This is a genomic window from Nocardia sp. NPDC050793, assembly GCF_040654065.1.
GTDB lineage: Bacteria > Actinomycetota > Actinomycetes > Mycobacteriales > Mycobacteriaceae > Nocardia.
Map to the genome: position 1 here is coordinate 21664 of NZ_JBFAHG010000018.1, position 24535 is coordinate 46198.

Consider the following 24535-nt stretch of genomic DNA (forward strand, 5'->3'; position numbering starts at 1 on the left):
GATGAAGCCACCGTTCGGCAGGCTGGTCAGCCTGTCGCATGTGCACGATCCGGCCACGACGCCGATCTTTCCCGGCGATCCGGAATTCCGCGCCGACGTCGTCGCCACCGTGGCCGACGACGGCTACTACCTGCGGTACATCCAGCAGGGTGAGCACACCGGAACCCATTGGGGCGCACCGATCCACTTCCATGCCGACGGGCTCGCCGCCGACGAACTGGAACCGGCCGACCTGCTGCTGCCCGCCGTGCGTGTCGACGTGCGGGAGCAGTGCGCGACGGACCGCGACTATGCCATCACGGTGGACGACCTGCGGCGGTGGGAGTCGCGGCACGGCCGCATCCCGGATGGTGCGGCCGTGATCGCGTGGACCGGATGGGACGCCAAATGGGGCGGCACCGAGTTCGTCGGCACCGGTGAATCGGCCGGTCGCCAGCCGGGTTTCGCGGTCGAGACGGTGGAATGGCTGCTGCGCACCGGGCGGCTCGGCAGACGCGGCGCGCTCGGCATCGACACCTTCGGTCCCGACCTGGGCGCCGACGACACCTACACCGTCTCCAAGCTGCTCTACCGCGAGCACCGGATCAGCCTGGAGTGCCTGGCGAACCTGGCGGAGCTGCCAGCGACGGGCGCGTGGATCCTGGTCGGCGGCCCGCTCTACCGTGGCGGATCGGGCTCGCCCGCAACCATTTTCGCGCTGCTGCCCTGAATCGCTCCGGGGCCTGCCACCTCAGGACCCGCCGTACACCTTCGGGTCGAGGGTGCCGATGTAGGGCAGGTCGCGGTAGCGCTCGGCGTAGTCGAGGCCGTAGCCGACGACGAACTCGTTCGGGATGTCGAAACCGACGTGGGCGACCTCGACGGGGGTGCGCAAGGCGTCGGGCTTGCGCAGCAGGGTGACCACCTCTAGCGAGGCCGGGTTGCGGGTCGACAGGTTGCGCTTGAGCCAGGACAAGGTCAGGCCGGAGTCGATGATGTCCTCGACGATCAGCACGTTGCGACCCGCGATGTCCTTGTCCAGGTCCTTCATGATCCGCACCACGCCCGAGGAGGAGGTGGACGAGCCGTAGGAGGAGACGGCCATGAATTCCATCTGGGTCGGGATGGGCAGCGCCTTGGCCAGATCGGTCATGAAGAAGATCGCGCCCTTGAGCACGCCAACCAGCAGCAAATCGCCTTCGGGTGCGTCGGCCGGATAGCGCTTGGCGATGAGCTCGGCCAGCTCCTGCGTCTTGGCGGCGATCTGTTCCTCGGTGATCAGCACCGACGCGATGTCGTCCCCGTACACGTCAGTTGATTTCCCTTCCTGTGCGCCGCTGGTTTCGATCGATCCCGCTCGGCATCAGTCACTCGCGCGGGCATCGGTCGTGTCCGCGCAATGTCAGCCTGCCATGTTCGCGCGCGGCAACCAACCTCGTGTCCGGTGACCCACCGCCGACGGCGACGCCGCCCTGCCCGCGCCATGCCGTCACCAGGGCGTCCACCGCCCGTAAATGCCTGTCGGTCAGGGCTTTCGCACCGCTGTCCAACAGCCAGGAACGGATCGCCCTGCGGCGCAGCGCGGCGGGTGCAGTGGCGAGGGTCTCGATGGACAGCGCCACCTCATCACCGGCGGTGCCGGGCTCGTCAGCGGCGACGCCGGGCACCCTGGCGGCCTCCAGCAACTCTTCGGCAAGCACGTCGAGCAGCGCGCCGTCCTCGCGCAACTGTTCGGCGGTGCGGGCCAGCGCGGGCGCGACGCCGCCGCCGAGCACGTCCTCGAGCAGAGGCAACACCTCCGTGCGCAGCCGGACCCTGGTGAACTCGGGCGAAAGGTTGTGCGGGTCCTCGTGCGGTGTGCGACCGAGGTCGGCGCACATCTGCCTGGTCGTGGCCCGCCGGACGCCGAGCAGGGGCCTGCCCCACGGTTCCGCGTAGGCCGCCATGCCCTGGATCGAGCGTCCTCCGGAACCGCGCGCGAGTCCGAGCAGCACGGTCTCGGCTTGGTCGTCGAGGGTGTGGCCGAGCAGGACAGGCAATCCAGCCCTTGCCGTGTCCAGTGCCTCGTATCTGGCCTTGCGGGCCGCCGCTTCCACTCCCCCCTCGGTCCCGACATCGACGGCGAACACGCGTGCCGAGCGGCACCCGAGCCCGAGCGCCGCGGCGACGGCCTCGGCGGCCACCTGCCCTGAGCCTGATTGCAGCCGATGGTCGACGATCAGCGCGTCGACCTCCCCGATCTCGACCACCGCCGCAGCCGTCAACGCGAGCGAGTCCGCCCCACCGGACAACCCGACCGCGACCGGCCCGCCGCCCGGCAGATACGCCGTCGCCCAAGCCCGCACCGCGCGCCTGACCTCCAACACCGCCGCGGTCTCGGGGAGTCTGCGCGGTCCCCCGCCCACGGCTGCGTCACGCGCCCCCGCACGGCCCTCGCCAGCCCCGGTCGCCTGGCCTCGCCCGGGCGTCGCTCCTACCGCACGGCCCATGCCGAGGACATTACCGATGCGCGGGCAGCTCCGATGCCATGCCCGCTGTGTCGGTCCTGGACGAACCCCTGATCACTGAAGCCACGCACGACATGCGGGCCTCCCGCCGATCGTGCTCAGCCCAGTACCCGCGCGATCCAGCGGTCCGGGTTCTCGATCTCGTCCGGCAGCGGCAGCGTCTCGGGATTCGTCCACACGACGTTGAACCGTTCCATGCCGACGCGGTCGACGACGTGATCGACGAATGCCTTGCCGCGGACGTACTGGGCGACCTTGGCGTCCACGCCGAGCAGGGCGCGCAGCAGGCGCTGCAGCGGATTGGTCGGGCGCTTGCGGCGCTTGTCGAAGGCCGCGCGAATCTGCTCGACCGACGGAATGACGCTGGGACCGACGGCATCCATCACGTGGTCGGCATGGCCCTCGAGCAGGGTGCCGAGCATGAGCAGCCGGTCGAGTGCCTCGCGTTGCGGCGGCGCCTGGGTGGCGCGCAGCAGGCCGACAACGCCGCGGGTGGCCGGATCGTCGGGCGCGGTGCCGCGGCGGCGGTCGCGCAGTTCGTCGACCAGGCGGGTCAGCATGTCGGTGAGCGGTTCGTCGCCCACCTGGGAGAGGACGTCGACATTGGTGCGCATGTAGCCGGCCAGCCACGGGGCGGAGGAGAACTGCACCCGGTGGGTCACCTCGTGCAGGCACACCCAGAAGCGGAAATCGCTCGGCGGGACGCCCAGCGCGCGCTCGACGGCCATGATGTTCGGCGCGACCAGCAGCAGCGTGCCGTTCGGTCCGGTGAACGGGTCGTACTGGCCGAGGATCGCCGTGGAGAGGAAGGCGAGCATGGCACCCGCCTGGACGCCCGCGGGCTTGCCCGCGAGCAGGCTGCGGCCATGCGGATCGCCGCCGGTGCCGGTGAGCTGGGCCATGGAGTCGGCGGCCGCGCCGATCCAGCCGGGCCGGTCGACGATGCGCGCAGCGGGCACGGGCTGGTCGTCGAGCAGTCCGCTCACGTCGCGGACCGGACGCTCGGCCCGCACGGACGCCTCGGCCAATTCGGCGACGACCTGTTCGGCCGAATACCGCGAGGTGCGCGGCCCTGGCGGAACCAGCGCCGATCCGGTGCGGGCGGCCAGCCGCCAGTCGACGGCGCCGGACAACCCGGAGCGACGCCGCTGCGCCTTGTCGTCCGATACCGAATCGGCGGAAGCGGATTCGCGAGTACTGTCAGCGCCTTCGAACATGGTCAACCACCCGTCACGAGCATCCACAGTTACGCAGCGTGCCTGCGATGGCATCCAACGCGGGCCTGCTCACCTCCGGCGGCCGATCGTTCGACATCAACGCGAAGGTCAGCACCCGGCCTTCTCGGTCGAGCACATATCCGACCAACGTGCTGGCCACCGAGAGAGTTCCGGTCTTGGCACGCACCCACCCCGCGCCGCCCCGGTTCTGGGTGACGTAGCGGCTGGCCAGCGAGCCCGTCGCACCCGCGACCGGCAGATCGTCGAGCATCGGCGCCAACGTGGCAGCGAGCTTCTCGCCGGCGGGACGCGCCTCGGTGCCCACGGGCGTGTCGCCGGCCGACTGGGCCGCGGTGGCGACGATCTCGCCGAGCAGGCGTGCGGGGATGCGGTCGTCCGTCGAGAGTCCGCTGGTGTCGTGCATCACCACCCCGGTCGTGTCGAAGCCTGCCTTCACCAGTGTGGCGGCCACGGCGGCGACCGCGCCCTCGAACGACGGTTCGTACCCGGTCGCCACGGCGATCTCCCGGCCGATGGTCTCGGCGAGCACGTTGTCGGAGTGGACCATCATGTCGCGCAACCGGTCGCGCAGCGGCGCGGACTGCACGCTCGCCACCTCGGCGGCGCCCGGCGCGGCCTTGCCCGCGCGCACCCGGCCGGGGTCGAGCCCGAGTTCGGCGGCCAGCCTGCGACCGGCGTCCAGGGCGGGGGTCGCGGTGCGCGGGGAGTACTCGACGAGGGGGTCCAGGCGGCCGCCGTCGATCATCACCGAATCGATCGGCGCGATGGAGCCGCCGGGGATGTCGGCGTCTTCCCAGCCCTTCGCCATGGTCGCGCCGACCAAGGCGGTGGTGTCGACGACGATGGTGTCCACCGCGCGCCCGGAGAAGCGAATCTGCGCGACCAAGTCCGCCAGACGGGGCCCGTTCGGGTAGTAGCCCTTGCCGTCGGCCTGCGCGGTGAGCGTCGGATCCCCGCCGCCGACCAGCACGAGTTCGCCGGGTGCGGCGCCGTCGACCACCTTGGTGGCGACCCGCTGGTCCTGAGGCAGCGCGAGCAGCGCGGCCGCGATGGTGAGAATCTTGGCGGTGGACGACGGAATCATCGGCGTGCCGGGATCCTGGCTCCACAGCGTGGTGCCGCTGTCGGCGTCGGTGACGATGCCGGCGAACACGCCGAGATCTGGATTGCCGAGCGCGGGCCCGAGCGCGGCGACGACCCCGGCCGGACTCGGCGCGGGAGCGTCGGATGGCGCGGCGGCCACCTGCGGGAACGGCTTGACCGGGACGGGTGGCGCGGCAATGGTCAGCCCGCCGTGCCGGAATTCCGGCGTCCACGGCCGGACGACGACCAGCGCGCCGGCGGCGGCGATCAGCAGCACCGCGAAGCCGGCCCCGAATCCCATCCACATCCTGCGGCGTCGCCGCGCGGCCAAGTCACCTATATTCCTTTTGTTCCCACCGAACACGTGCCCGTCGTCTCCCTGACTCGGCCGCCGCGCACCACTTTGGCGCATGCCCTTGAAACCTCGGCCCCACCGATCACACTATCCTCGTTTCGCTACCGTTCCCCCGAACAACCTGGCGAGTCGGCGGTCGTGCCCGCTCGAGCCACCGGATGCAGCACAGAAGGAGATGGCGTGGAGTTCGACGTCACTATCGAGATCCCCAAGGGTTCCCGCAACAAGTACGAGGTCGATCACGAGACCGGCCGGGTCCGCCTCGACCGCTTCCTCTACACCTCCATGGCCTACCCGGCCGACTACGGCTTCATCGAGAACTCGCTCGGCGAGGACGGCGACCCGCTGGACGCGCTGGTCCTGCTGCCCGACTCGGTGTTCCCCGGCGTGATCGTCGAGGCGCGTCCGGTCGCGATGTACAAGATGGAGGACGAGGCCGGCGGCGACGCCAAGGTGCTGTGCGTGCCCGCGGGCGATCCGCGCTGGGACCACATCCAGGACCTGGCCGACGTGCCGGAGTTCGAGCTCTCCGCGATCAAGCACTTCTTCGAGCGCTACAAGGACCTGGAGCCGGGCAAGTACGTGAAGGGTTCGGAGTGGGTCGGTCGCGCCGAGGCCGAGGCCGAGGTGGAGGCCTCCTTCAAGCGCCTGCAGGAGCAGGGCGGCCACTGAGCCACACGATTAAGGCGGGAGGTCCGTACGGACCTCCCGCCTTTTTCTTTGTCCCGCTCCCCCGAACGCAAAGGGGGACGCCCGGCCGATGCCGGACGTCCCCGGGAATCCGATCACGGTGCGACAGCGCCGTTTACGGGTGGTTTCGCGAGCCGTCAGTAGTAGATGTAGAGGTCCCAGCCGTCCCAGGCCTCGACGCACTCCCAGTAGTAGCCGCCGGTGCTGGGCGAGATGCCGTCGGCGCGGCAGGCTTCGAAGGTGGCGTAGGTGCCGATGTAGCTGGCGCCGTAGCCCGCGGCCTGGTAGGTCGGCGCGGCGTTCGCCGTGGCAGCCGTCGACACCCCGGCGACGGCTGCGGTGGCAAGAAGGCCAGCGGCGAGGAAGGACTTGATTCGCATTTCACTGCTCCTGGAAAGCGAGATTTGAAGTTGACTCTTCAAAGGTAGGCGGGAAAGCACCTGCGAACAGCCACCCCTAGGGTTCGATCACCCCAGCCCTCGGGCGATTCCACCTTCCCTACCCTTCGCGCGTTCTCTCCCGCTTCGCCGGACGCGTCCCGAGGTCGTCGCCAGCCGGTCGAGGTAGTGCTGGCACTACCTCGCGGATCCGGTGCGCACCACCGCGAATAGGGGTGCGTGCGTAATGGGCGGGGCGAGCTCGCGTTCCTAGGCTCGGAAAACACAAGGCGCACAAGCGTTGCGCCGCGCCCGTAAGAGAGGAACGCACAGCTCATGACCATTCTTCGACGCGTCGGCCTGCGCGCGGCCGCGGCCGGGACCTGTCTCGTCGCACTGTTCGGCGCTGCGGCGTGCGGCACCGACACCGCGCCTGCCGGCGCCGACCGCGTCGGGGCGATTCAGGAGGCGCTGGACGCCACGGTACGAGGCGGATTTCCCGGCGCACAGGCGGTGCTCACCACCGATGCGGGCGACCGCACGGTTACCGCGGGCGTCGGCGACATCGCGACGGGCGCGCCGTTCCCCGTCGACGCCCGCGTGCGAATCGGCAGCAACACAAAGACATTCGTCGCGACGGTTGTGCTGCAACTGGTCGCCGAGGGCAAGATCGAGCTCGACGCGCCCATCGAACGCTACCTGCCCGGCGTGGTGCACGGCAGCGGCAACGACGGGAACCGGATCACGGTGCGCCAGTTGCTTCAGCACACCAGCGGCCTGCCCGATTATCTGGCGGGCGGCGATCCCGAACTGCGTGCCGAGCGCGGCACCGCGCAGTTGGAGGTCGACACCGAAGCGGTGCGCTGGCAGCGATACACCCCGGCGGAGCTGGTACGCCTGGCGATGACCATGCCGCCGCGGCATGAACCCGGCACTCGCTCGGTGTACACCAACACCAACTACGTCCTGCTCGGCATGTTGATCCAGCAAACCACCGGACGCACCGCGTCCGCCGAGATCACCGCGCGGATCATCGAGCCACTTGGCTTGCGCGACACCTGGTTTCCCGCGGCGGGCGAGACCGGAATCAGCGGACCGCATCCCATCGGCTACCAAGAAATAGACGGTGAGCGCGTGGCTTTCACCGATCTCGACCCCTCATGGGCCGACGCCGCGGGCGCGATGATCGCCACCGGCTCCGACCTGAACCGCTTCTTCCGCGCGCTGGTGGACGGAAAACTGCTGCCCGCCGCGCAACTCGACGAGGTGCGCCGCACCGTGCCCTTCGACCGAATGCCGGAGGCGGGCTACGGATTGGGACTGATCCACCTGCCGAATTCCTGTGGTAAAGAGGTGTGGGGACACGGCGGCAGCATCCCGGGATTCGAGACCCGCACCGGCGTCACCGACGACGGACTCGCGGTGACCCTCACCGTGAACCAGCTGCCGACCAGTGAGGAGAACGCCGAGTTGGTGCAGCGGGCGTTCGACGCCGCCATATGTTCACAGTGATCCGCGCCCGGCGCCTCTTCCACCCCGCGCCGCTCCCGGCGCGGTCGAACGAAATCGGAGATTCCACAGTGTTTCCCACAAAGGCGATCGCGGCCGCGGCGGCCGTCCTCGCCGGATTCCTTATCGCCGCACCGGCATCGGCCGGCGCGGGGCCTGATCGCTTTTATGACCAGCGGCTGTCCTGGAAGTCCTGTGACGACCCGCGCCTCGACCCGCTGGGCGCGCAGTGCGCCGACGTCACCGTCCCACTGGATTACGCCGCGCCCCAGGGGAAAACCCTCACCGTCGTCATCTCGCGCATACCCGCCTCCGACCCGGCGCAACGACGCGGAGTCATGCTGTCGAACCCCGGCGGTCCCGGCGGCGCGGGCCTGGACACCATGGTCGACGTCCGCGAAGCGATGACCGAGGACGTGCGCGCCCGCTACGACCTCATCGGTATGGATCCGCGCGGCGTCGGCCGCTCCTCCCCGGTGAATTGCGGCTGGCCGCGCGGCTTCGGCCTGCAATCGGCGGGCCTGGACGCCGCGAGCTACGCGGAATCCGTTGCGCAACAGGCCGAACTCGCGGCGCGGTGCGTGGCGACCGAGGGCGAGCGGCTGCGCCACATCACCACCCGCAACACCGCGCGCGACATGGATGTCGTCCGCGCCGTCCTCGGCGAGGACCGGATCAGCTACTTCGGCACCTCCTACGGCACCTACCTCGGCGCGGTCTACACCCAGATGTTCCCCGAACGCGCCGACCGCATCGTGCTGGACAGCGCGGTAGACCCGCAGCGCTACGGCTCGGGCATGATCCAGGACATGGGCCCGGCCAACGAGGCGGCCTTCGACCTATGGGCCGACTGGGCCGCGGTCCACGACAGCGAATACCGCTTCGGCGCCGACCGCGCCGCCGTCCGTGCCACCGTGCTCGACCTGGTCCGCCGCGCGAACGAGCGGCCCGTCCGGCTCGGCGAGTTCGAGCTGGACGACCACAGTATTCCGATGGTGCTGTTCATCGGCCTGGACGATCCGCGCCAGTACGAGCAGGTGGCGAACCAGTTGCGCCGTCTCCTCGACGCGGCCGCGGGTGCGCTGGTGGAGCCGACCCGGGAACTCGCCGCCGTCCTCGCCTTCATGCTCGCCGCGCGGCCGAGCGACGACTCCGCGCAGATGGCGATCATGTGCGGTGATGTGGAAGCCCCGCGCGACCCGGGCTGGTACTGGCGCAATATCGAGGCGAGCAGGGCGAGTGAGCCGTTGTTCGGCGCGTTCGCGGACAACATCACGCCCTGCGCGTTCTGGCCGTCGCCGATCGAAAGCCCCACCTCCATCGGTAATTCCGTGCCGAGCCTGATCGTGCAGTCCACCGGCGACACTCGCACCACCTACGGCGGGGCGCTCGCCATGCACCGCGCGCTGACCGGCTCCCGCATGGTCACCCTGCGGGACGTGCCGATCCACTCGATCTTCGGGCGGTATCCGAACGCCTGCGTCTACGCCGCGGTCAACGGCTACTTCCGCGATGGCACGCTGCCCGCGAGCGACCTCACCTGTCAGGACGATCCGGGGTGGGCATTGAGGTAGGCGAGCACGGCAAGCACCCTGCGGTGCCCGGCCTCGTCGGCGGACAGGCCGAGCTTCGCGAAGATGTTCCGAATATGTTTGTGCACAGCGCCTTCGGTGACGACGAGCCGTTCGGCGATAGCCGGGTTGGCGTGGCCCTCGGCCATCAGCGCGAGCACCTCCCGCTCCCGCGCGGTGAGCGCGGAGAGCGGGTCGTCGGCCCGGCGCCGTACCAGCAGCTGCGAGATCACCTCGGGGTCCATCGCGGTGCCGCCCTCGGCGACGCGTCGCAGCGATTCCAGGAACCGGTCCACTTTGCCGACCCGCTCCTTGAGCAGATATCCGATGCCGCCCGCGCCGTCGCCGAGCAGTTCGGAGGCGTAGCTGTCCTCTACGTAGCTCGAGAGCACCAGCACCGGCAGCCCCGGATGGATCGCGCGGGCGCGCACCGCAGCGCGCAGACCGTCGTCGGTGAAGGTGGGCGGGAGCCGGACGTCGACCACCACCGCGTCGGGCCGGTCGGCGGCGACAGCGGCCAGGAAGTCCTCGGCGTTGTCGACGGCCGCGGCCACCTCGATGCCCGCGGTCTTCAGCAACAACGCCAGACCCTCGCGAAGGAGGGCGTCGTCCTCGGCGATCACGACCCGCACGGCAACTCCACGCGCACCACAGTAGGCCCACCGGGCGGACTGTCCAGCGTCATCCTGCCGTCGAGCGCCTCGGCCCTGCGCCGGATGCCCGCGAGTCCGCCGCCCTCGGTCGGTTCGGCTCCACCGATCCCGTCGTCGCAGATCTCGACTACCAGCAGCGCGGCCGTGCCGCCCATGGTGACCGAAAGATGTTCGGCCCTGGAATGTTTGGTGGCGTTGGTGATGGCCTCGGCGATCACGAAGTAGGCCGCCGCCTCCACCGCCATCGGGCGGCGGCCGCTGGGTTCCACCTCGACGACGCACGGGATCGGGCTGCGCGCGGCCAGCGCCGAGACCGCGCTGGCCAGGCCGCGGTCGGAGAGCACCGGCGGGTAGACGCTGCGCACCACGTCGCGCAGTTCGGCGAGCGCCGCGGCGGCGGTGTCCTGCGCGGTCCGCACCATGCCCGCGGCGGCCTCGGGGTCTCGATCGCGCAGCTGCTCGACCAGACCGAGCTGCATGATCACCGCCGCGATCCTGGCCTGCGCGCCGTCGTGCAGGTCCCGTTCGATGCGGCGCAGCTCGGCCCCGTGCGCGTCGAGCGCGGCGGCCCTCGTCGCGGTCAGCTCGGCGACCCGGTGGGCGAGGACCGCACCCTCGTCGGGGGCGAGCAAAGCTCTGGCCGCACGGGCCTGCGCCTCGGCGAGCACCGGGATGCGCAGCGCCAGCGCGCCGACCGGAATCGCGATCAGCAGGCTCAGCACCGCCGTCGTCCATGAGTCGACCGCGAAGCCGTAATTGGTGATGGCGCCTTCGGGCAGCAGGCGCCAATACGCCGGAATCAGCGCCTGATTCACCGCGTTCAGCGGCAGCACGACCGCGAGCGCGGCCAGCGGGAACCCGGTCATCGCGTGCAGCGCCAGCCAGCCGAGGTCGCGCCGGTTGGCCGGATCGGCGACGAGCGTGGCGAGCCGCTCCCGCAGACCACCGGTGATCGGCCGGTAGACCTGCTCGATCGGTGTACCGAGTCGGGCCGCCGCCCTTCGCCTTTCGAAAGCAGCCAGCGGCCGCAGCACCCGCACCGCCTCGGGCAGCGCGGGTATCCCCACCCCGATCAGGCTCAGCACCGCCACGACGAACAGCCCCATCGCCCCGAACAGCGCGAACAGGCCGGTGACGCCGCCGACCACCAGGTAGCCGACGGCCGCGGGCAATCGCCGCAGCCGTTCCTGGAACCGGCGCCACCAACCGTCGTTCATGAATCGGGGCCGTCGCCGCCGCGCCGCGCGCCCTCGGGCCGCGCGCTCTGCTCCAGCGGCGGCTCCACGACCGCGCCGCCCGGCAGCGGCAGGCCGGTCTGCTCGACCACGCGCGCCTCGACCGCCACCGCCGATTCGGCCTTGTCGTTCGCCGCCTGGATGCCGCCGACCGCGCGCAGCGGCACCTCCTTCCAGAACAACACCAGCACCAGCGCGATCAGCGCGAGGCCGGTGACCGCGAGGAACACCGTCGACATGGAGTCGGCGAAGCCCACCTGGAAGGGCCTGGCCAGCTCCGGGCTCAGCTGCTGGACGATCGAGCTGTCCCGCAGCACCTCCCCCGCCGCCGAAGTGTCCTGGGCGAGTAGGCCTTTCGCCAGCGCCGCGTCGGCGGGGTCGGTGCTCTGCGCACCGGCGAGCACCGCCTGCGCGAACTTCGGGTCGCCTGCGGCGGCGTGCAGTTCGTCGCTGATCTTCGGCGTCAGCTGCGCGAACAAGATGGAGAGGAACACCGCGACGCCGAGCGTGCCGCCGATCTGCCGGAAGAAGGTGGCGGCCGCCGTGGAGACGCCCATGTCCTTGGGCGGCAGCGCGTTCTGCAACGCGAGGGTCAGCGGCTGCATGAGGTTGCCGAGGCCGAAGCCGGTGCAGGCCATGTAGAGCATGGCCAGCCACATCGGGGTGTCCGCGTCGAGGAAGTGCAGCAGGAACAGGCCTAGGGTGAGCGTGCTCGCCCCGATGATCGGGAAGATCCGGTAGCGCCCGGTCCGCGAGATCAACTGGCCGGAGACGATGGAGCCGAGCATCATTCCCAGCACCATCGGCAGCATCTGCAGACCGGCCAGCGTCGGGGTCGCGCCGCGCACCACCTGGAGGTACTGCGGCAGCAGCGAGATACCGCCGAACATGGCCGCGCCGACCACGAACGAGATGACGACGCCCAGCGCGAAGGTCCGGTTGGCGAAGATCCGCAGCGGAATCAGCGCGGCGTCCTTCAGTCCTTTCTCGACCACAACGAATCCGGCGATGCCGAGCGCCCCGATCACGTAGCAGGTGAGCGAAGGGCCGCTGCCCCAACCCCATTCGCGCCCCTGTTCGGCGACGATGAGCAGCGGCACCAGGCCGACGGCCAGCACCAGCACGCCCAGCCAGTCGACCCGGTCGGTCGAGTGCGGCCGCTTCGGCAGGCGCAGCACCCGCGACACCACCGCCAGCGCGAAGAGGCCCAACGGCACGTTGACCAGGAACACCCAGCGCCAGCCGCTGACACCGAGAATCGTGTCCTCGCCCGCGAGCACGCCGCCGAGCACCGGGCCGATCACGCTGGACGTGCCGAACACCGCGAGGAAGTACCCCTGGTAGCGGGCGCGCTCGCGGGGGCTGACGATATCGCCGAGGATGGCCAAGGCCAGCGACATCAAACCGCCCGCGCCCATGCCCTGGACCGCGCGGAAGGCGGCCAGCTGGTACATCGACTGCGCGAGCGTGCACAGCAGCGAACCGACCACGAAGATGCTGATGGCCGCCATGAAGAAGGGCTTGCGGCCGAACATGTCGGACAACTTGCCGTACAGCGGCGTGGTGAGGGTGGCGGTGATCAGGTAGGCGGTGGTGGCCCATGCCTGCAGCGAATAGCCGTCGAGGTCGTCGGCGATGGTGCGGATCGCGGTCGAGACGATGGTCTGGTCCAGCGAGGCGAGCAGCATGCCGAGCATGAGCCCGCTGAGAATGGTGAGGATCTGCCGGTGACTGAAACCAGTGGGCGAAGCCACGGCGGTCGGCGCTGTCACGAATCGCTCCCCGTCCCACCGGCCTTCGCGCCCGCGTGCGGGAGGCTCGCGACCATCGCGGACCTCGCGCGTTCGAAATCGTCGACGAACTGGGACAGCAGGCCCGCGAACAGCACCCGATTCTCCGGCGTCCATTCGGCCATCACACGGGTGAGGTTGTCGTGGCGGCGCCTGCGAATCTGCTCGGCGACCTCGCGGCCGCGCTCGGTCACCTCGAGCACCGTGGCGCGTCCGTCGGCCGGGTCGGCCGTCCTGCGCACCAGCTCCCGCTCGACCAGCTGGGCGACCTGACGGCTGACCGTCGACGCGTCCGAGTACACCGCCTCGGCCAGCGCGCCCGAGCGCATCGGGCCGTCGCAGAGCAGCCGGAACAGCACCGCGAACACGGCCGGGTCGACACCGTCCTTGGTACGGATCTGCAGGGCGGTCCGATCCCGGATGCGTTGGAGCCGGGTGAGTTGCACCGCGATGGTGTCGATCGACAGGTCGTCCGTGTCCACGCACCGCCACCTTTACTTGCGTCAATCAATTAGTTGTTCATCGCAAGTATGTCGGTGCGTGGACGGTCGGGGCAAACGAAATGTCGGAACCGCTTCAGCGACCCTTGAACTGCGGAGCGCGCTTCTCGAAGACGGCCTGGATGGCCTCGGTCAGATCCTCGGAAGGCAGGAAGGCCGCGTTCCACGCCGACACGTAGCGCAGACCCTCGGCCACCTCCGAGGCGCGCTTCTGGTCGAGCACGTCCTTCACGCCCTGCACCACCAGCGGCGGGTTGGTGGCGATCTCGCGCGCCATGGCGTGCGCCGCGTCCAGCACCGCCTCCTGGTCCTGGTACACGTCGTTGACCAGGCCGATCTTCTCGGCGCGCGCGGCGTCGATGTCCTTGCCGGTGTAGGCCAGTTCGCGCAGGTGCCCCTCGCCGATGATGCCGGGCAGCCGGTGCAGCGAACCGATGTCGGCGACGATCGCGACCTTGGCCTCACGCAGGCTGAACTTGGCGTCCGCGCTGGCCAGGCGGATGTCGACGGCCGCGATCAGGTCGAGGCCACCGCCGATGCACCAGCCGGAGATCGCCGCGATGACCGGCTTGGTGCACTCGGCCACAGCGGTGACCGAAGCCTGCATCAGCCGGATCTCCTTCAGGAAGTCGGTGCGCGGGGCGGCCAGCGCCTTGTCGGCCATCAGCGGACCGAAGGTGCCCGCCATGGCGGGCAGGTCCAGTCCGTAGGAGAAGTGCTTGCCCGAGCCGGTGAGCACAACGGCGCGCACCTCCGGATCCGCGTCGAGCCCGCGGAAGATCTCGGGAAGTTCCCGCCAGAAATCCGGGCCCATCGCATTGCCCTTGCCGGGACCGGTCAGCGTCACCTGCGCGACGTGGTCCTTGGTCTCGACGGTGAAAGCCTGCCAATCAGTCATTTGTACAGCGTATACGCTCCGCACCCGGCCGGTCCGGCGGATCCGCGGCGGCAGCGGAACGGGACAGGGCGCGGTCCGTCAGCGGCTCGGCGCGGTCTGTTAATCCTGTGCAAAACATCTGCATCGCACTGGTTCCCACCTCTGGAGGAGGCGGATCATTGTCCCGTCAGCAAACCAACGCACCGGGTTGGGAGGCAATCATGCTGATGCATCACGGAATCGGCCTCGACCGCTTCAACACCCTGTCGCACGGTCGCGCCGTACACGCCATGTTCGAATGCTGCGGCAACGTCACCTGGGCGGTCACCCTCGCGGACGCGCGGCCTTATCCGGATCGGGACGCGCTGCTGGCCAAGGCCGACGTCGAGCTGCTCGCGCTCTCCCCCGCCGATCTGGATCGGGCGCTGGACGCCGTTGTCCACGAAGGGATTTCGTGCGGTGATCCACGATGCGTCAGCGAGCTGGCGCGGATCACGAGGGAGCGGATCACCACGATGCTCGGACCGGCCGAGGGCTATCCGGAGTACTGAGCGACACGCCCGTCCCGCGTACCGCCCGCAATCGTTCGCCGGGCCGAGCCGGGCGAACTCCGCCGAGAATTCGCGCATGGCCGGAACGGACGCGCCGGTCCGCCTACTCTGGATTCATGAGCAGGGCCCAGCTACCTCCGGTCGCCTGCCGAGTCGCGGACACACTGATCGCGCGCGGCCATCACGGCGTCATCCTCAGCCAGCCGACACCCACCCCCACCGCCGCCGACGCGGCGCGCGCCCTCGGAGTCGAGGTGGGCGCGATCATCAAATCGCTGGTGTTCCTGCTCGATGACGACCCGGTGCTGTTGCTGGTCTCCGGCGCGCACCAGGTGGATCTGGCGCAGACCGGCGCGCGGCTGGAAGGCACGCTCACCCGCGCGCCCGCCGACCTGGTGCGCGAGGTGACCGGTCAGCCGCTCGGCGGCGTCGCGCCGGTCGGACATCCCACCAACCTACCGACCTGGGTCGACAACGCGCTGGCCAGACACCCGGAGGTGTGGGCGGCGGGCGGACATCCGAACACGCTGTTCCGCACGTCCTTCCGCGAGCTGGTCCGGATCACGGCCGGGCTGCCCATCGATGTGGACTGAATCTCACATCCTCTCGCGACCTGCGGATTTCCGGGGCGAACGGCAATCGAACAACAATTGCCCGGCCCGGCGCACGCGGATCGGGCGTAGCTTCGTCATGTGACCGAAGCACCGCCCCCGCATACCGGCATCCGGATTCCCGACGATCTGAGCGGAATCACCGCCGAGCAGTACCGCGCGTCCATGCGCCACTATCCGGCGGGCGTCACCGTGGTCACGCTCTGCTCCCCGAAGGGGCCGGTCGGCTTCACCGCCACCTCGTTCGCCTCGCTTTCGCTGGAACCGCCGCTGGTGTCGTTCAACATCGCGCACATCTCGTCCAGCATGGCCGCGATGCTCGACGCCGACTCCGTGGTCATCCACTTCCTCGGCGAACACCAGCAGCACATCGCCAAGCGCTTCGCCCGCACCGCCGAGGAACGCTTCACCGACCGCTCCCTGTGGACAACCCTGGACACCGGCGAACCCGTCCTGCACGGCACCCCGATCTGGATCCGCGCCGTGGTCCAGCAGCTCATCCCCATCGGCGACCACACCTTCGTCGTCGGCCTGGCCACTCGCGTCCACGACAACACCGACGAAAAGCCCGCCGCCGCACCCCTGCTCTACTACAACGGCCGCTACCACCGCCCGTCCTCCTTGGAGGACTGAGCGACTCAAGCGCCGTCCAGCTCCTTGAACGCGACGTCCATGGGGAACGGGCCCGTGAGTCGCAGTGCGTCTTGGTGCGTTTCGGCGAGCCGATAAGTGCGACTCGCCCAGTCCAGCCGATACTCCTGAACGATCTTCACGCGCCCGTCGGCGTCGAGGTGAACCACCAGGTAGAGGGGAATCCCCTCGTGCGCGTACTCGGCCCGCTTGTCGACGGTGTCGGTGTACTCCGAGCCCGGCGACACGACCTCGACGACCAGCAGTGCATCGGCAGTGGTGAGCTTGCGGTCCTCCTCGACGCACCGGTGCAGCACCACATCGGGCCTGCGGAAGGAGAACCCCGGGCTGCCCGGCCTGCCGTTGACGTAGTGCATCTCGAAATCTGTGACGACACCGGTGCACGGCTCGGCCGGACGCGCCTGCTCCAAAGCATTGGCCAGCCGCCGGGCCACATTGTTGTGCTGGAAACTGCCACTGCGGCAGAAGATGACGTGACCGTCGACGACTTCGATCTGCCGCTGCACGTCCTCCGGCAGCGTGTCGTAGTCCGCCTCCGTGATGAGCAACGCACCCGGATCGGTTGCCCACGCAGGCAGAATGCTCATCGGTCCACCTCGGATCGGGAAACGGTCTCGCCGATACTATCCCGCCGAGACCGCTCCGAACGGGCCGCGACGCCCAGCGCCCTAGGCGATCAGGCAGGGGGCGGCGCCGGTGGCGGGGTCGGCGGTGAAGGCCCGGGTTTCGGGGGTGGGGTTCCAGAGGCCGTCGGTCTGGGCGTAGTTCCAGGAGGGGCCGTGGTGGACGAGGGTGGCCACGGCGGCGACGAGGCGGTCGACGTCGGCGGAGGTGGTGGCGACTCCGATGCTGGCGCGCAGCGCGCCGTCGAGGCCGAGGCGGGCGAGCAGCGGGTGCGCGCAGAAGCGGCCGTCACGGACGCCGATGGCGTGTTCCGCCGAGAGGTAGGCGGCGACGTGACCGGGTGCGAAGCCGGCGACGGTGAAGGCCACGATGCCGACCGAGTCGGGGCTGTCGGACCAGATGCGCAGCGTCTCGACGCCGGGGATGGCGCACAGTCCGTCGCGCAGGCGGTCGGCGAGCAGGCGCTCGTGGGCGATCAACGCATCGGGGTCGATCGCGGCGAGCGCGTCGCAGGCGGCGGCGAGCGCGGCCACGCCGAGCACGTTGGGCGAACCCGCCTCATGGCGTTGCGGCGCGGGCGCCCATTCGGTTTCCTCGGCGCTCACCGAGCGAACCGCGCCGCCGCCGGCAAGATAGGGCTCGGCCCGGTCGAGCCAGTCGCGGCGGCCGACGAGCACGCCCGCGCCGAACGGTGCGTACAGCTTGTGACCCGAGAACGCGAGGTAGTCGATCCCCTTCTCACGCAGGCTGATTCGCCGGTGCGGCGCGAGCTGGGCCGCGTCGACCAGAATGCGCGCGCCGCACTGGTGCGCGATCTCGGCGAGCCGCTCCAGCGGCAGCACCTCGCCGGTGACGTTCGAGGCCCCGGTGACCGCGAGCAGCGCGGCGGGCTTGCTGCACAGCTCGGCCACCAGCAACCGGATGGTCTCGGCGACGGTATCGGCGGCGCGCACCACGCGGCGACGACCGTTGCGCGTCCATGGCAGGAAATTGGCGTGATGCTCGATGTCGAGCACCACCGTGTCGCCGGGGACACACGCGGCGAGCAGGTTCAGCGAGTCGGTGGTGTTGCGGGTGAACACCACCACCTGATCGTCGGCGGCATCGAGGAAACGGGCGACCGAACCGCGCGCGGCCTCGTAGCACTCGGTGGAGATGCGCGAGGCATAGCCCGCACCGCGATGCACGCTGGCGTAGTACGGCAGCAGCCGCTGAATCCGGTCGATGACCTCCGCCAGCGCGGGCGCGCTCGCGGCGTAGTCGAAGTTCGCGTAAGTGCGGGTTCCGCCCTGGACGAGCGGCACGGGCAGATCGTCACCCGATACCCGGGCGAGGGCAGCACAGGTCTGGTCCACGACAGCAATCATCACGCAATCCCATCGGCTCAGGGACTCGCAACCGGAGATTCGGCGAGTCCGCGCTTGCCGCGTCCGAACGGACGGCGGCCAGGTCGTCACCCGGAGCACCCCACCGCGGAGGAGGGTTGCCGACCAGCTAGCCGGGGCTTGACGCTGGCACTCATGACCTGTCCCGAGACTGACAGACCGCCCGCCGCTCTGTCAACCGCCGGATTCCGCGGCCCGAAAGCCGGTTGCGCCGCGAGGTGAACTGCGTTCCACTCGACGGGTGACGTCCTCCCTGCTGATCGGCTTCATCGGCCTGTGCGTCCTGCTGTCACTCACGCCGGGGCCGGATTCGTTTCTGGTACTGCGCTTTTCGATCGTGGACGCCCGCCCCGGCATCGCCGCGGCGGTGGGTTCGGCGCTCGGCGGCCTGGTGTGGGCGGTAATGGTGGCCGCGGGTGTCGCCGCGCTGTTGGAGCAGTCCGCGACGGCGTATCGCGCGCTGAAGGTCGTCGGCGGAATCTACTTGGTGTACTTGGGCATTCGCTCGCTGGTTGAGTTGCGCAAGCGACGGACGCACTCCGATGCCGTGCTCGATTCCGGCACGCGGGCAGGCGACGCGAAAGCCGGTGCGCCCACGGTTCGCTCGGCGTTCACGGCCGGCGTCGTCTCGTGTCTTTTCAATCCCAAGGTCGGTCTGTTCTACCTGGCCGTGCTGCCGCAGTTCATGACCGAAGTCACGTTCCTGAACACCCTCGCGCTCGGTGCGGTCGAATGCACCGTCGCCGCCGTCGAAATGATCCTGCTCGCCTTGCTCGCCTCCCGCGCGGTGGCGTTCTTGCGCAGCCCGAAAGTCCGCGATCGGCTCGAGCAAGCCAGCGCAGGGATCCTCACCGCGCTCGGTCTCGGGACCGCGGCGTCGGCGGCCTGACAACGCGCCGATCGAAGTCACACCGCACGCCGCTGCCACGCCAGGAGATTCACCGATACCGCGGGTACCGTGGTCGGTTGGTCACCGTGGCGTTTGCCAATCGGTAACCCTTCTGTGAAACAACGGTCGGGAAACGCAAGGCAGGGCTATGAGAGGTGGGTCGGACGTGATGCTCCAGCCGCAGGTAGAAACCGCGGTGGGCGAGAGCCCGACGACCGGGCAAGCGCTGTCCGACCCCCTGCTGCGCGGCGCGGCGGCACCCCCGCCACGGACTCTCGTCGACATCCTGACGGCGACCGCGCGGGCCCATCCCGACGCGCACGCACTCGATGACGGCGAGATCCTCATCACGTATCGCGAACTGCTCGCCGCGATCGAGGCCCGCGCCGCCGAGCTGGTCGCGGCGGGCGTGCGGGCGGGCGACCGGGTCGGCGTCCGAATGCCGTCGGGCAGCAGCGATCTCTACGTCACGATTCTGGCCGTGCTGTGGGCGGGCGCGGCGTACGTCCCCGTCGACGCCGACGATCCCGACGAGCGGGCCCGGCTGGTCTTCGGCGAGGCGAAAGTCAGCGCCGTCGCCACCGCCGACGGCATTCACCCCCGCACCGAAACATCCACCACCGCAAGCCGATCCGCGCCGCCCGGCCCCGAAGACGACGCGTGGATCATCTTCACATCCGGCTCCACCGGTACCCCGAAGGGCGTCGCGATCACCCACCGCAGCGCCGCCGCCTTCGTCGACGCCGAAGCGCGACTTTTCCTGCGGGACGCGCCGATCGGTCCCGGCGACCGGGTGCTAGCCGGTCTTTCGGTCGCCTTCGACGCCTCCTGCGAGGAGATGTGGCTGGCCTGGCGGCACGGCGCGTGCCTGGTGCCTGCACCGCGCGCGCTGGTGCGCACCGGCGCCGATCTCGGCCCCTGGCTGGTTCGCCGCGAGATCAGCATCGTCTCGACGGTGCCGACGCTGGCCGCCACCTGGCCCGCCGAGGCGCTGGAACCGGTCCGGCTGCTGATCTTCGGCGGCGAGGCGGTGCCGCCGGAGCTCGCCGAACGCCTTGCGGGCAGCGGGGATTCGACGCGCGAGGTGTGGAACACCTACGGCCCCACCGAGGCGACCGTCGTGGCGTGCGCGGCCCTGCTCACCGGCGAGCCGCCGATCCGCATCGGCCTGCCCTTGGACGGCTGGGATCTGGCCGTGGTCGACGCCAAGGGCAACCCCGTCGAAGAGGGCGAATCCGGCGAACTCGTCATCGGCGGCGTCGGTCTCGGCCGCTATCTCGATCCGGCCAAGGACGCCGAGAAATACGCGCCGCTCGCCACCCTCGGCTGGGAACGCGCCTATCGCAGCGGCGATCTGGTCCGCAACGAGAGCGCCGGGCTCGTCTTCCTCGGCCGCGCCGACGACCAGATCAAGCTCGGCGGCCGCCGCATCGAACTCGGTGAGATCGACAACGCGCTCCAGCATCTGCCCGGCGTCACCGGCGCCGCCGCCGCGATCCGAACCACCAAGGCGGGCAACAAGATCCTGGTCGGCTATCTCACCGGACCGGACGCCGATTTCGATGTGCACGCCGCCCGCGAGCTGCTCGCCGACCAGCTACCGGCACCGCTGGTGCCGCGCCTCGCGGTAGTCGGGGAACTGCCGACCCGCACGTCGGGCAAGGTCGATCGCGACGCGCTCCCGTGGCCGCTGCCCAAAGCCGAGTCCACCGACTCCGACGGCGACGGTCTCTCCCCCACCGCGCGCTGGGTCGCCGGACTGTGGGACGCCATCCTCGGCGCCGAGGCCACCGGCCCCGACACCGATTTCTTCGACCTCGGCGGCGGCTCCCTCGCCGCCGCCCAGCTGGTCACCGCGCTGCGCGAGCGGTATCCGCGCATCGCCGTCGCCGATCTCTACGACCACCCACGCCTGGGCGCGCTGGCCGAGCTGCTCGACGCCAGCGCCCCTGCCGCCGCGGTCGAGGAACGCACGGTGCGCCCCACCCCGCGCATCGCGCAGTGGGTGCAGGTGCTCGCCACGGTGCCGCTGACCACTCTGACCGGATTGCAGTGGCTGACCTGGTTGGCCATCGTCGGCAATATCGCGGCGTGGTCGGGATCGCTGCCCTGGCTGCCCCGGCTGTCCTGGTGGTGGGCGCTGATCGCGTTCCTGCTGTTCATCACCCCGCCCGGCCGGATGGCGCTGTGCGTGGCGGGATCGCGCGTCCTGCTGCACGGCATCGTGCCCGGCAGCTATCCGCGCGGCGGCTCGGTGCACCTGCGGCTGTGGGCGGCGGTGCGGCTGTCCGAGGCGAGCGGCGCCGAGAACCTGTCCGGCGCACCGTGGATGGTGCCCTTCGCGCGGGCGCTCGGTGCGCGCATCGGCAACGGCGTCGACCTGCACACGCTGCCGCCGGTGACCGGGATGCTCGAACTCGGCGACGGGTGCAGCGTGGAACCCGAGGTCGACCTCTCCGGCTACTGGATCGACGGCGATCTCGTGCACATCGGTCCGATCGTCATCGGGCCCGGCGCGGTGATCGGCGCACGCTCGATCCTGTTGCCCGGCACGAAAATCGGCAAGAACGCCGAGGTCGCGCCCGGGTCGGCGGTATCCGGCAAAGTCAAGGCCGAACAGGAATGGGCGGGCTCCCCCGCGGTCAAGGTCGGCCGCGCGCGGCACCGCTGGCCCTCGCACACGCCGGCGCGCGCACCGCACTGGGTCGCCATCTTCGGCATCACCTCGATTGCGCTCGCATCCCTCCCGATCCTCGGCCTCGGCGCGGGCGGCGTGTTCCTGGCCTGGTGGGTGCGGGATACCGCCACGCTCACCGACGGTTTGGTGCGCGCCTTCGCGATGCTGCCGGTGGCCGTGCTGGTCACGCTCGGCGTGTACGCCGCGGCGACCATCGTTCTGGTTCGCCTGTTGGCCATCGGGCTGACCGAGGGCTACCACCCGGTGCGCAGCCGCGTCGGCTGGCAGGCCTGGGCCACCGAACGGTTGCTCGACTCGGCCCGCACCTTCCTGTTCCCGCTCTACGCCAGCCTGTTGACGCCGCTCTGGCTGCGGCTGCTCGGCGCGAAGGTCGGCAAGCACGTCGAGGCGTCGACCGTGCTGCTGCTGCCGAAGTTCACCACGGTCGCCGACGGCGCCTTCCTCGCCGACGACACCATGATCGCGAGCTACGAACTCGGCGGCGGCTGGCTGCGCATCGGCGAGGCCAAGGTCGGCAAGCGCGCCTTCCTCGGCAACTCGGGCATGACCGCGCCGGGCCGAAGGGTGCCGAAGAACGGACTTGTCGCCGTGCTCTCGGCCGCGCCGTCCAAAGCCAAGGCGGGCTCCTCGTGGCTCGGAAGTCCGCCGGTGCGGCTGCGCCGCGCCTCCGAAACCGCCGACACCCGCCGCACCTTCGATCCGTCGCGACGGCTGCGCGTCGCCAGGGCCATCGTGGAGACTTGCAGGCTGATCCCGGTGCTGGTCACCTTCGCCATCGGGCTCGGCGTGCTCTTCGCGCTGGCCTGGCTGGCGCAGCGGATCGGTCATCTGCCCACCGCCCTTCTCAGCGGCATCGTGCTGTTGGTCGCGGGCGCGGTGGCCTGCGGCAGCGCCGTGGCCGCGAAGTGGTTGCTGGTCGGTCGGATCCGGGCCGAGGAGCACCCGCTGTGGAGCTCGTTCGTGTGGCGCAACGAGGTCTCGGACACGTTCGTGGAGATGGTCGCCGCGCCGTGGTTCGCCCGCGCCGCGACCGGAACGCCGGTGCTGAATCTCTGGCTTCGCGCACTCGGCGCGCGCATCGGTCGCGGGGTATGGTGCGAGTCCTACTGGTTACCTGAGGCGGATTTGGTGACACTCGGCGACGGCGCCACGGTGGAGCGTGGCTGCGTGGTGCAGACCCATCTGTTCCACGATCGAATCATGGCAATGGACACCGTCACCCTCGGCGCGGGCGCCACCCTCGGGCCGCACTGCGTCGCCCTTCCTGCCGCCGGACTCGGCGCGGGCGCGACGGTCGGCCCCGCCTCGCTCGTCATGCGCGGCGACACGGTGCCGCCGTCGACCAGGTGGTGGGGCAACCCGATCGCACCGTGGACCCAGCGCACCGACGACCCCGGTGAGGAGGGCTGAATGGGGGACAAGTTCTACACGGACCCCATCGACGACTACCTGCCGCAGAACGGTAACCGGGGCTATCGGGTCTCGCGATACGAGCTGGACCTCGTCTACAAGGTGGCGAGCAACCGGCTGACCGGCCGCGCGGAGATCACCGCGGTCACCACCACGGTGCAGCCGCGCTTCGGTCTCGATCTCTCGCAGGCGCTGACGGTCTCGAAGGTGTTCGTGAACGGCGCCAAGTCCGCGAGATACACGCACCAGCACGGCAAGCTCGTCGTCACCCCGCAGCAGCGGATTCCGGCGGGCGGTGTGCTCTCGGTGGTCGTCCAGTACGCGGGCGTGCCGAAGCCGGTGCGCGGGCCGTGGGGCGAGGTCGGCTGGGAAGAGCTGTCCGAGGGCGCGCTGGTGGCCAGCCAGCCCAACGGCGCCGCGTCCTGGTTTCCCTGCGACGACCACCCGAGTTCCAAGGCCAGCTACCGCATTTCGATCACCACCGACAGCCCGTACTACGCGCTCGCCAACGGCACCCTGGTGCGCAAACAAACCAAGGCCAGCCAGACCACCTGGGTGTACGAACAGCCGGAGCCGATGTCGAGCTACCTGGCCACCATCCAGATCGGGCCGTACCGGAAGTACCGTGTCGGCGCGGCGCACGAACCGGTGCCGATGCACGCGGTCGTGCCGCCCCGGCTGCGCGCGGAGTTCGAACACGACTTCGCGCGGCAATCGCGGATGATGGAGGTCTTCAGCGAACGGTTCGGCCCCTACCCGTTCGGCGGGTACACGGTGGTGATCACCGACGACGACCTGGAGATCCCGATCGAAGCCCAGGGCATCTCGGTGTTCGGCGCCAATCACTGCGACGGCCGTCGCGGCTCCGAACGGCTGGTCGCGCACGAACTGGCGCACCAGTGGTTCGGCAACAGCCTGACCTTGCGGCAGTGGCGCGACATCTGGCTGCACGAAGGCTTCGCCTGTTACGCGGAGTGGATCTGGTCGGAGGCATCGGGTGGGCCCTCCGCCGATCAACTCGCCCGCGCCGCCCGGCACAACCTGGCCAGACAACCGCAGGACATCGTCATCGGTGACCCAGGACCAACGCGCATGTTCGACGACCGGGTGTACAAGCGCGGCGCGCTCACCCTGCACGCGCTACGCCTCGAACTCGGCGAGCCCGGCTTCGCCGACCTGCTGCACGAATGGGTGCGGCGCTACCGGCATTCCTCGGTCACCACCGAGGAGTTCACCGATCTGGCCGGGCACTACAGCCTGGTGCCGCTGCGCCCGCTGTGGGACAGCTGGCTGCGCGGCGAACCGCTGCCCCAGTTGCCGCCCTTCGGTGGCCAGGCCAGCGCGCGCTGAGC

Annotated in this window: 22 protein-coding genes and 1 riboswitch; of the genes, 10 read left to right on the forward strand and 12 right to left on the reverse strand. The window is 70.0% G+C overall.

All coding sequences use genetic code 11. The annotated features are described in order from the left end of the window. Nucleotide 1: 1 nt before the first annotated feature. Entirely contained in the window at nucleotides 2-709 is a 708-nt protein-coding gene (locus tag AB0H50_RS34315; RefSeq protein ID WP_357461120.1) for a cyclase family protein, read from the forward strand. 21 nt (nucleotides 710-730) lie between these two features. On the opposite strand, the gene hpt is transcribed toward AB0H50_RS34315, so the two are convergent. The 4 genes from hpt to dacB form a co-directional block, all read right to left on the reverse strand. Further along, the gene (hpt, locus tag AB0H50_RS34320) at nucleotides 731-1288 is read right to left on the reverse strand and encodes a hypoxanthine phosphoribosyltransferase (RefSeq protein WP_068055388.1); all 558 of its coding nucleotides are present in this window, start codon (nucleotides 1286-1288) and stop codon (nucleotides 731-733) included. Nucleotides 1289-1346: 58 nt separating this feature from the next. Next, entirely contained in the window at nucleotides 1347-2345 is a 999-nt protein-coding gene (gene tilS, locus AB0H50_RS34325; RefSeq protein ID WP_357461122.1) for a tRNA lysidine(34) synthetase TilS, read from the reverse strand. A gap of 239 nt (nucleotides 2346-2584) precedes the next feature. Then, the gene (locus AB0H50_RS34330; RefSeq protein ID WP_357461124.1) at nucleotides 2585-3703 is read right to left on the reverse strand and encodes a zinc-dependent metalloprotease; all 1119 of its coding nucleotides are present in this window, start codon (nucleotides 3701-3703) and stop codon (nucleotides 2585-2587) included. Between the two features lie 13 nt (nucleotides 3704-3716). Beyond that, complete coding sequence (dacB, locus tag AB0H50_RS34335) at nucleotides 3717-5114, reverse strand: D-alanyl-D-alanine carboxypeptidase/D-alanyl-D-alanine-endopeptidase (protein ID WP_357461223.1); 1398 nt, start codon at nucleotides 5112-5114, stop codon at nucleotides 3717-3719. A gap of 228 nt (nucleotides 5115-5342) precedes the next feature. Here dacB and AB0H50_RS34340 point away from each other — a divergent pair, with 228 nt between their 5' ends. Then, a complete protein-coding gene (locus AB0H50_RS34340) occupies nucleotides 5343-5834 on the forward strand; it encodes an inorganic diphosphatase (RefSeq protein WP_357461126.1) in 492 nt (163 codons plus the stop codon). Nucleotides 5835-5989: 155 nt separating this feature from the next. Here AB0H50_RS34340 and AB0H50_RS34345 read toward each other — a convergent pair whose 3' ends face one another. Further along, the gene (locus tag AB0H50_RS34345) at nucleotides 5990-6232 is read right to left on the reverse strand and encodes a hypothetical protein (RefSeq protein WP_357461129.1); all 243 of its coding nucleotides are present in this window, start codon (nucleotides 6230-6232) and stop codon (nucleotides 5990-5992) included. A 333-nt stretch (nucleotides 6233-6565) separates the two neighbouring features. On the opposite strand from AB0H50_RS34345, the gene AB0H50_RS34350 reads away from it, so the two are divergent. Beyond that, nucleotides 6566-7741: a serine hydrolase domain-containing protein gene (locus tag AB0H50_RS34350; protein WP_357461131.1), complete on the forward strand. Its 1176-nt coding sequence runs from the start codon at nucleotides 6566-6568 to the stop codon at nucleotides 7739-7741. Nucleotides 7742-7809: 68 nt separating this feature from the next. Further along, on the forward strand, nucleotides 7810-9312 hold the full coding sequence (locus AB0H50_RS34355) for an alpha/beta hydrolase (protein ID WP_357461133.1): 1503 nt from the start codon (nucleotides 7810-7812) through the stop codon (nucleotides 9310-9312). Here the strand turns inward: AB0H50_RS34355 and AB0H50_RS34360 are convergent. The 5 genes from AB0H50_RS34360 to AB0H50_RS34380 all read right to left on the reverse strand — a co-directional run bounded on the left by AB0H50_RS34360 (nucleotide 9282) and on the right by AB0H50_RS34380 (nucleotide 14385). Next, entirely contained in the window at nucleotides 9282-9941 is a 660-nt protein-coding gene (locus AB0H50_RS34360) for a response regulator transcription factor (RefSeq protein ID WP_357461135.1), read from the reverse strand. The two genes, AB0H50_RS34355 and AB0H50_RS34360, sit on opposite strands and share 31 nt — an antisense overlap. Continuing rightward, nucleotides 9929-11179 carry a sensor domain-containing protein gene (locus tag AB0H50_RS34365; RefSeq protein WP_357461136.1) on the reverse strand — a complete coding sequence of 417 codons (1251 nt, stop codon included), beginning with the start codon at nucleotides 11177-11179 and terminating at the stop codon, nucleotides 9929-9931. The genes AB0H50_RS34360 and AB0H50_RS34365 overlap by 13 nt, the downstream gene beginning before the upstream one ends. Further along, a complete protein-coding gene (locus AB0H50_RS34370) occupies nucleotides 11176-12969 on the reverse strand; it encodes an MDR family MFS transporter (protein WP_357461138.1) in 1794 nt (597 codons plus the stop codon). The genes AB0H50_RS34365 and AB0H50_RS34370 overlap by 4 nt, the downstream gene beginning before the upstream one ends. Continuing rightward, nucleotides 12966-13469, reverse strand: coding sequence for a MarR family transcriptional regulator (locus AB0H50_RS34375; RefSeq protein WP_357461141.1), 504 nt, complete (start codon nucleotides 13467-13469; stop codon nucleotides 12966-12968). The genes AB0H50_RS34370 and AB0H50_RS34375 overlap by 4 nt, the downstream gene beginning before the upstream one ends. Before the next feature lie 94 nt (nucleotides 13470-13563). Continuing rightward, nucleotides 13564-14385, reverse strand: coding sequence for a crotonase/enoyl-CoA hydratase family protein (locus AB0H50_RS34380; RefSeq protein ID WP_357461144.1), 822 nt, complete (start codon nucleotides 14383-14385; stop codon nucleotides 13564-13566). A 200-nt stretch (nucleotides 14386-14585) separates the two neighbouring features. On the opposite strand from AB0H50_RS34380, the gene AB0H50_RS34385 reads away from it, so the two are divergent. From AB0H50_RS34385 to AB0H50_RS34395, 3 genes are all read left to right on the forward strand, one after another. Further along, entirely contained in the window at nucleotides 14586-14915 is a 330-nt protein-coding gene (locus AB0H50_RS34385) for a 2-oxo-4-hydroxy-4-carboxy-5-ureidoimidazoline decarboxylase (RefSeq protein WP_357461147.1), read from the forward strand. A gap of 116 nt (nucleotides 14916-15031) precedes the next feature. Beyond that, nucleotides 15032-15508: a YbaK/EbsC family protein gene (locus AB0H50_RS34390; protein WP_357461149.1), complete on the forward strand. Its 477-nt coding sequence runs from the start codon at nucleotides 15032-15034 to the stop codon at nucleotides 15506-15508. 183 nt (nucleotides 15509-15691) lie between these two features. Continuing rightward, nucleotides 15692-16159, forward strand: coding sequence for a flavin reductase family protein (locus tag AB0H50_RS34395; protein ID WP_357461225.1), 468 nt, complete (start codon nucleotides 15692-15694; stop codon nucleotides 16157-16159). A gap of 5 nt (nucleotides 16160-16164) precedes the next feature. Here AB0H50_RS34395 and AB0H50_RS34400 read toward each other — a convergent pair whose 3' ends face one another. Further along, nucleotides 16165-16764, reverse strand: a complete 600-nt coding sequence (locus AB0H50_RS34400; RefSeq protein WP_357461152.1) for a Uma2 family endonuclease — start codon at nucleotides 16762-16764, stop codon at nucleotides 16165-16167. 81 nt (nucleotides 16765-16845) lie between these two features. Next, entirely contained in the window at nucleotides 16846-18168 is a 1323-nt protein-coding gene (locus tag AB0H50_RS34405) for an aminotransferase class V-fold PLP-dependent enzyme (RefSeq protein WP_357461155.1), read from the reverse strand. Between the two features lie 45 nt (nucleotides 18169-18213). Continuing rightward, nucleotides 18214-18327: riboswitch (SAM riboswitch) on the reverse strand. A 100-nt stretch (nucleotides 18328-18427) separates the two neighbouring features. Between AB0H50_RS34405 and AB0H50_RS34410 the strand changes: the two genes are divergently transcribed. From AB0H50_RS34410 to AB0H50_RS34420, 3 genes are all read left to right on the forward strand, one after another. Continuing rightward, a complete protein-coding gene (locus AB0H50_RS34410; protein WP_357461157.1) occupies nucleotides 18428-19075 on the forward strand; it encodes a LysE family translocator in 648 nt (215 codons plus the stop codon). Between the two features lie 148 nt (nucleotides 19076-19223). After that, nucleotides 19224-23183: a Pls/PosA family non-ribosomal peptide synthetase gene (locus AB0H50_RS34415; RefSeq protein ID WP_357461160.1), complete on the forward strand. Its 3960-nt coding sequence runs from the start codon at nucleotides 19224-19226 to the stop codon at nucleotides 23181-23183. Continuing rightward, the gene (locus AB0H50_RS34420) at nucleotides 23184-24533 is read left to right on the forward strand and encodes a M1 family metallopeptidase (protein ID WP_357461162.1); all 1350 of its coding nucleotides are present in this window, start codon (nucleotides 23184-23186) and stop codon (nucleotides 24531-24533) included. The last annotated feature ends 2 nt before the right edge of the window (nucleotides 24534-24535 follow it).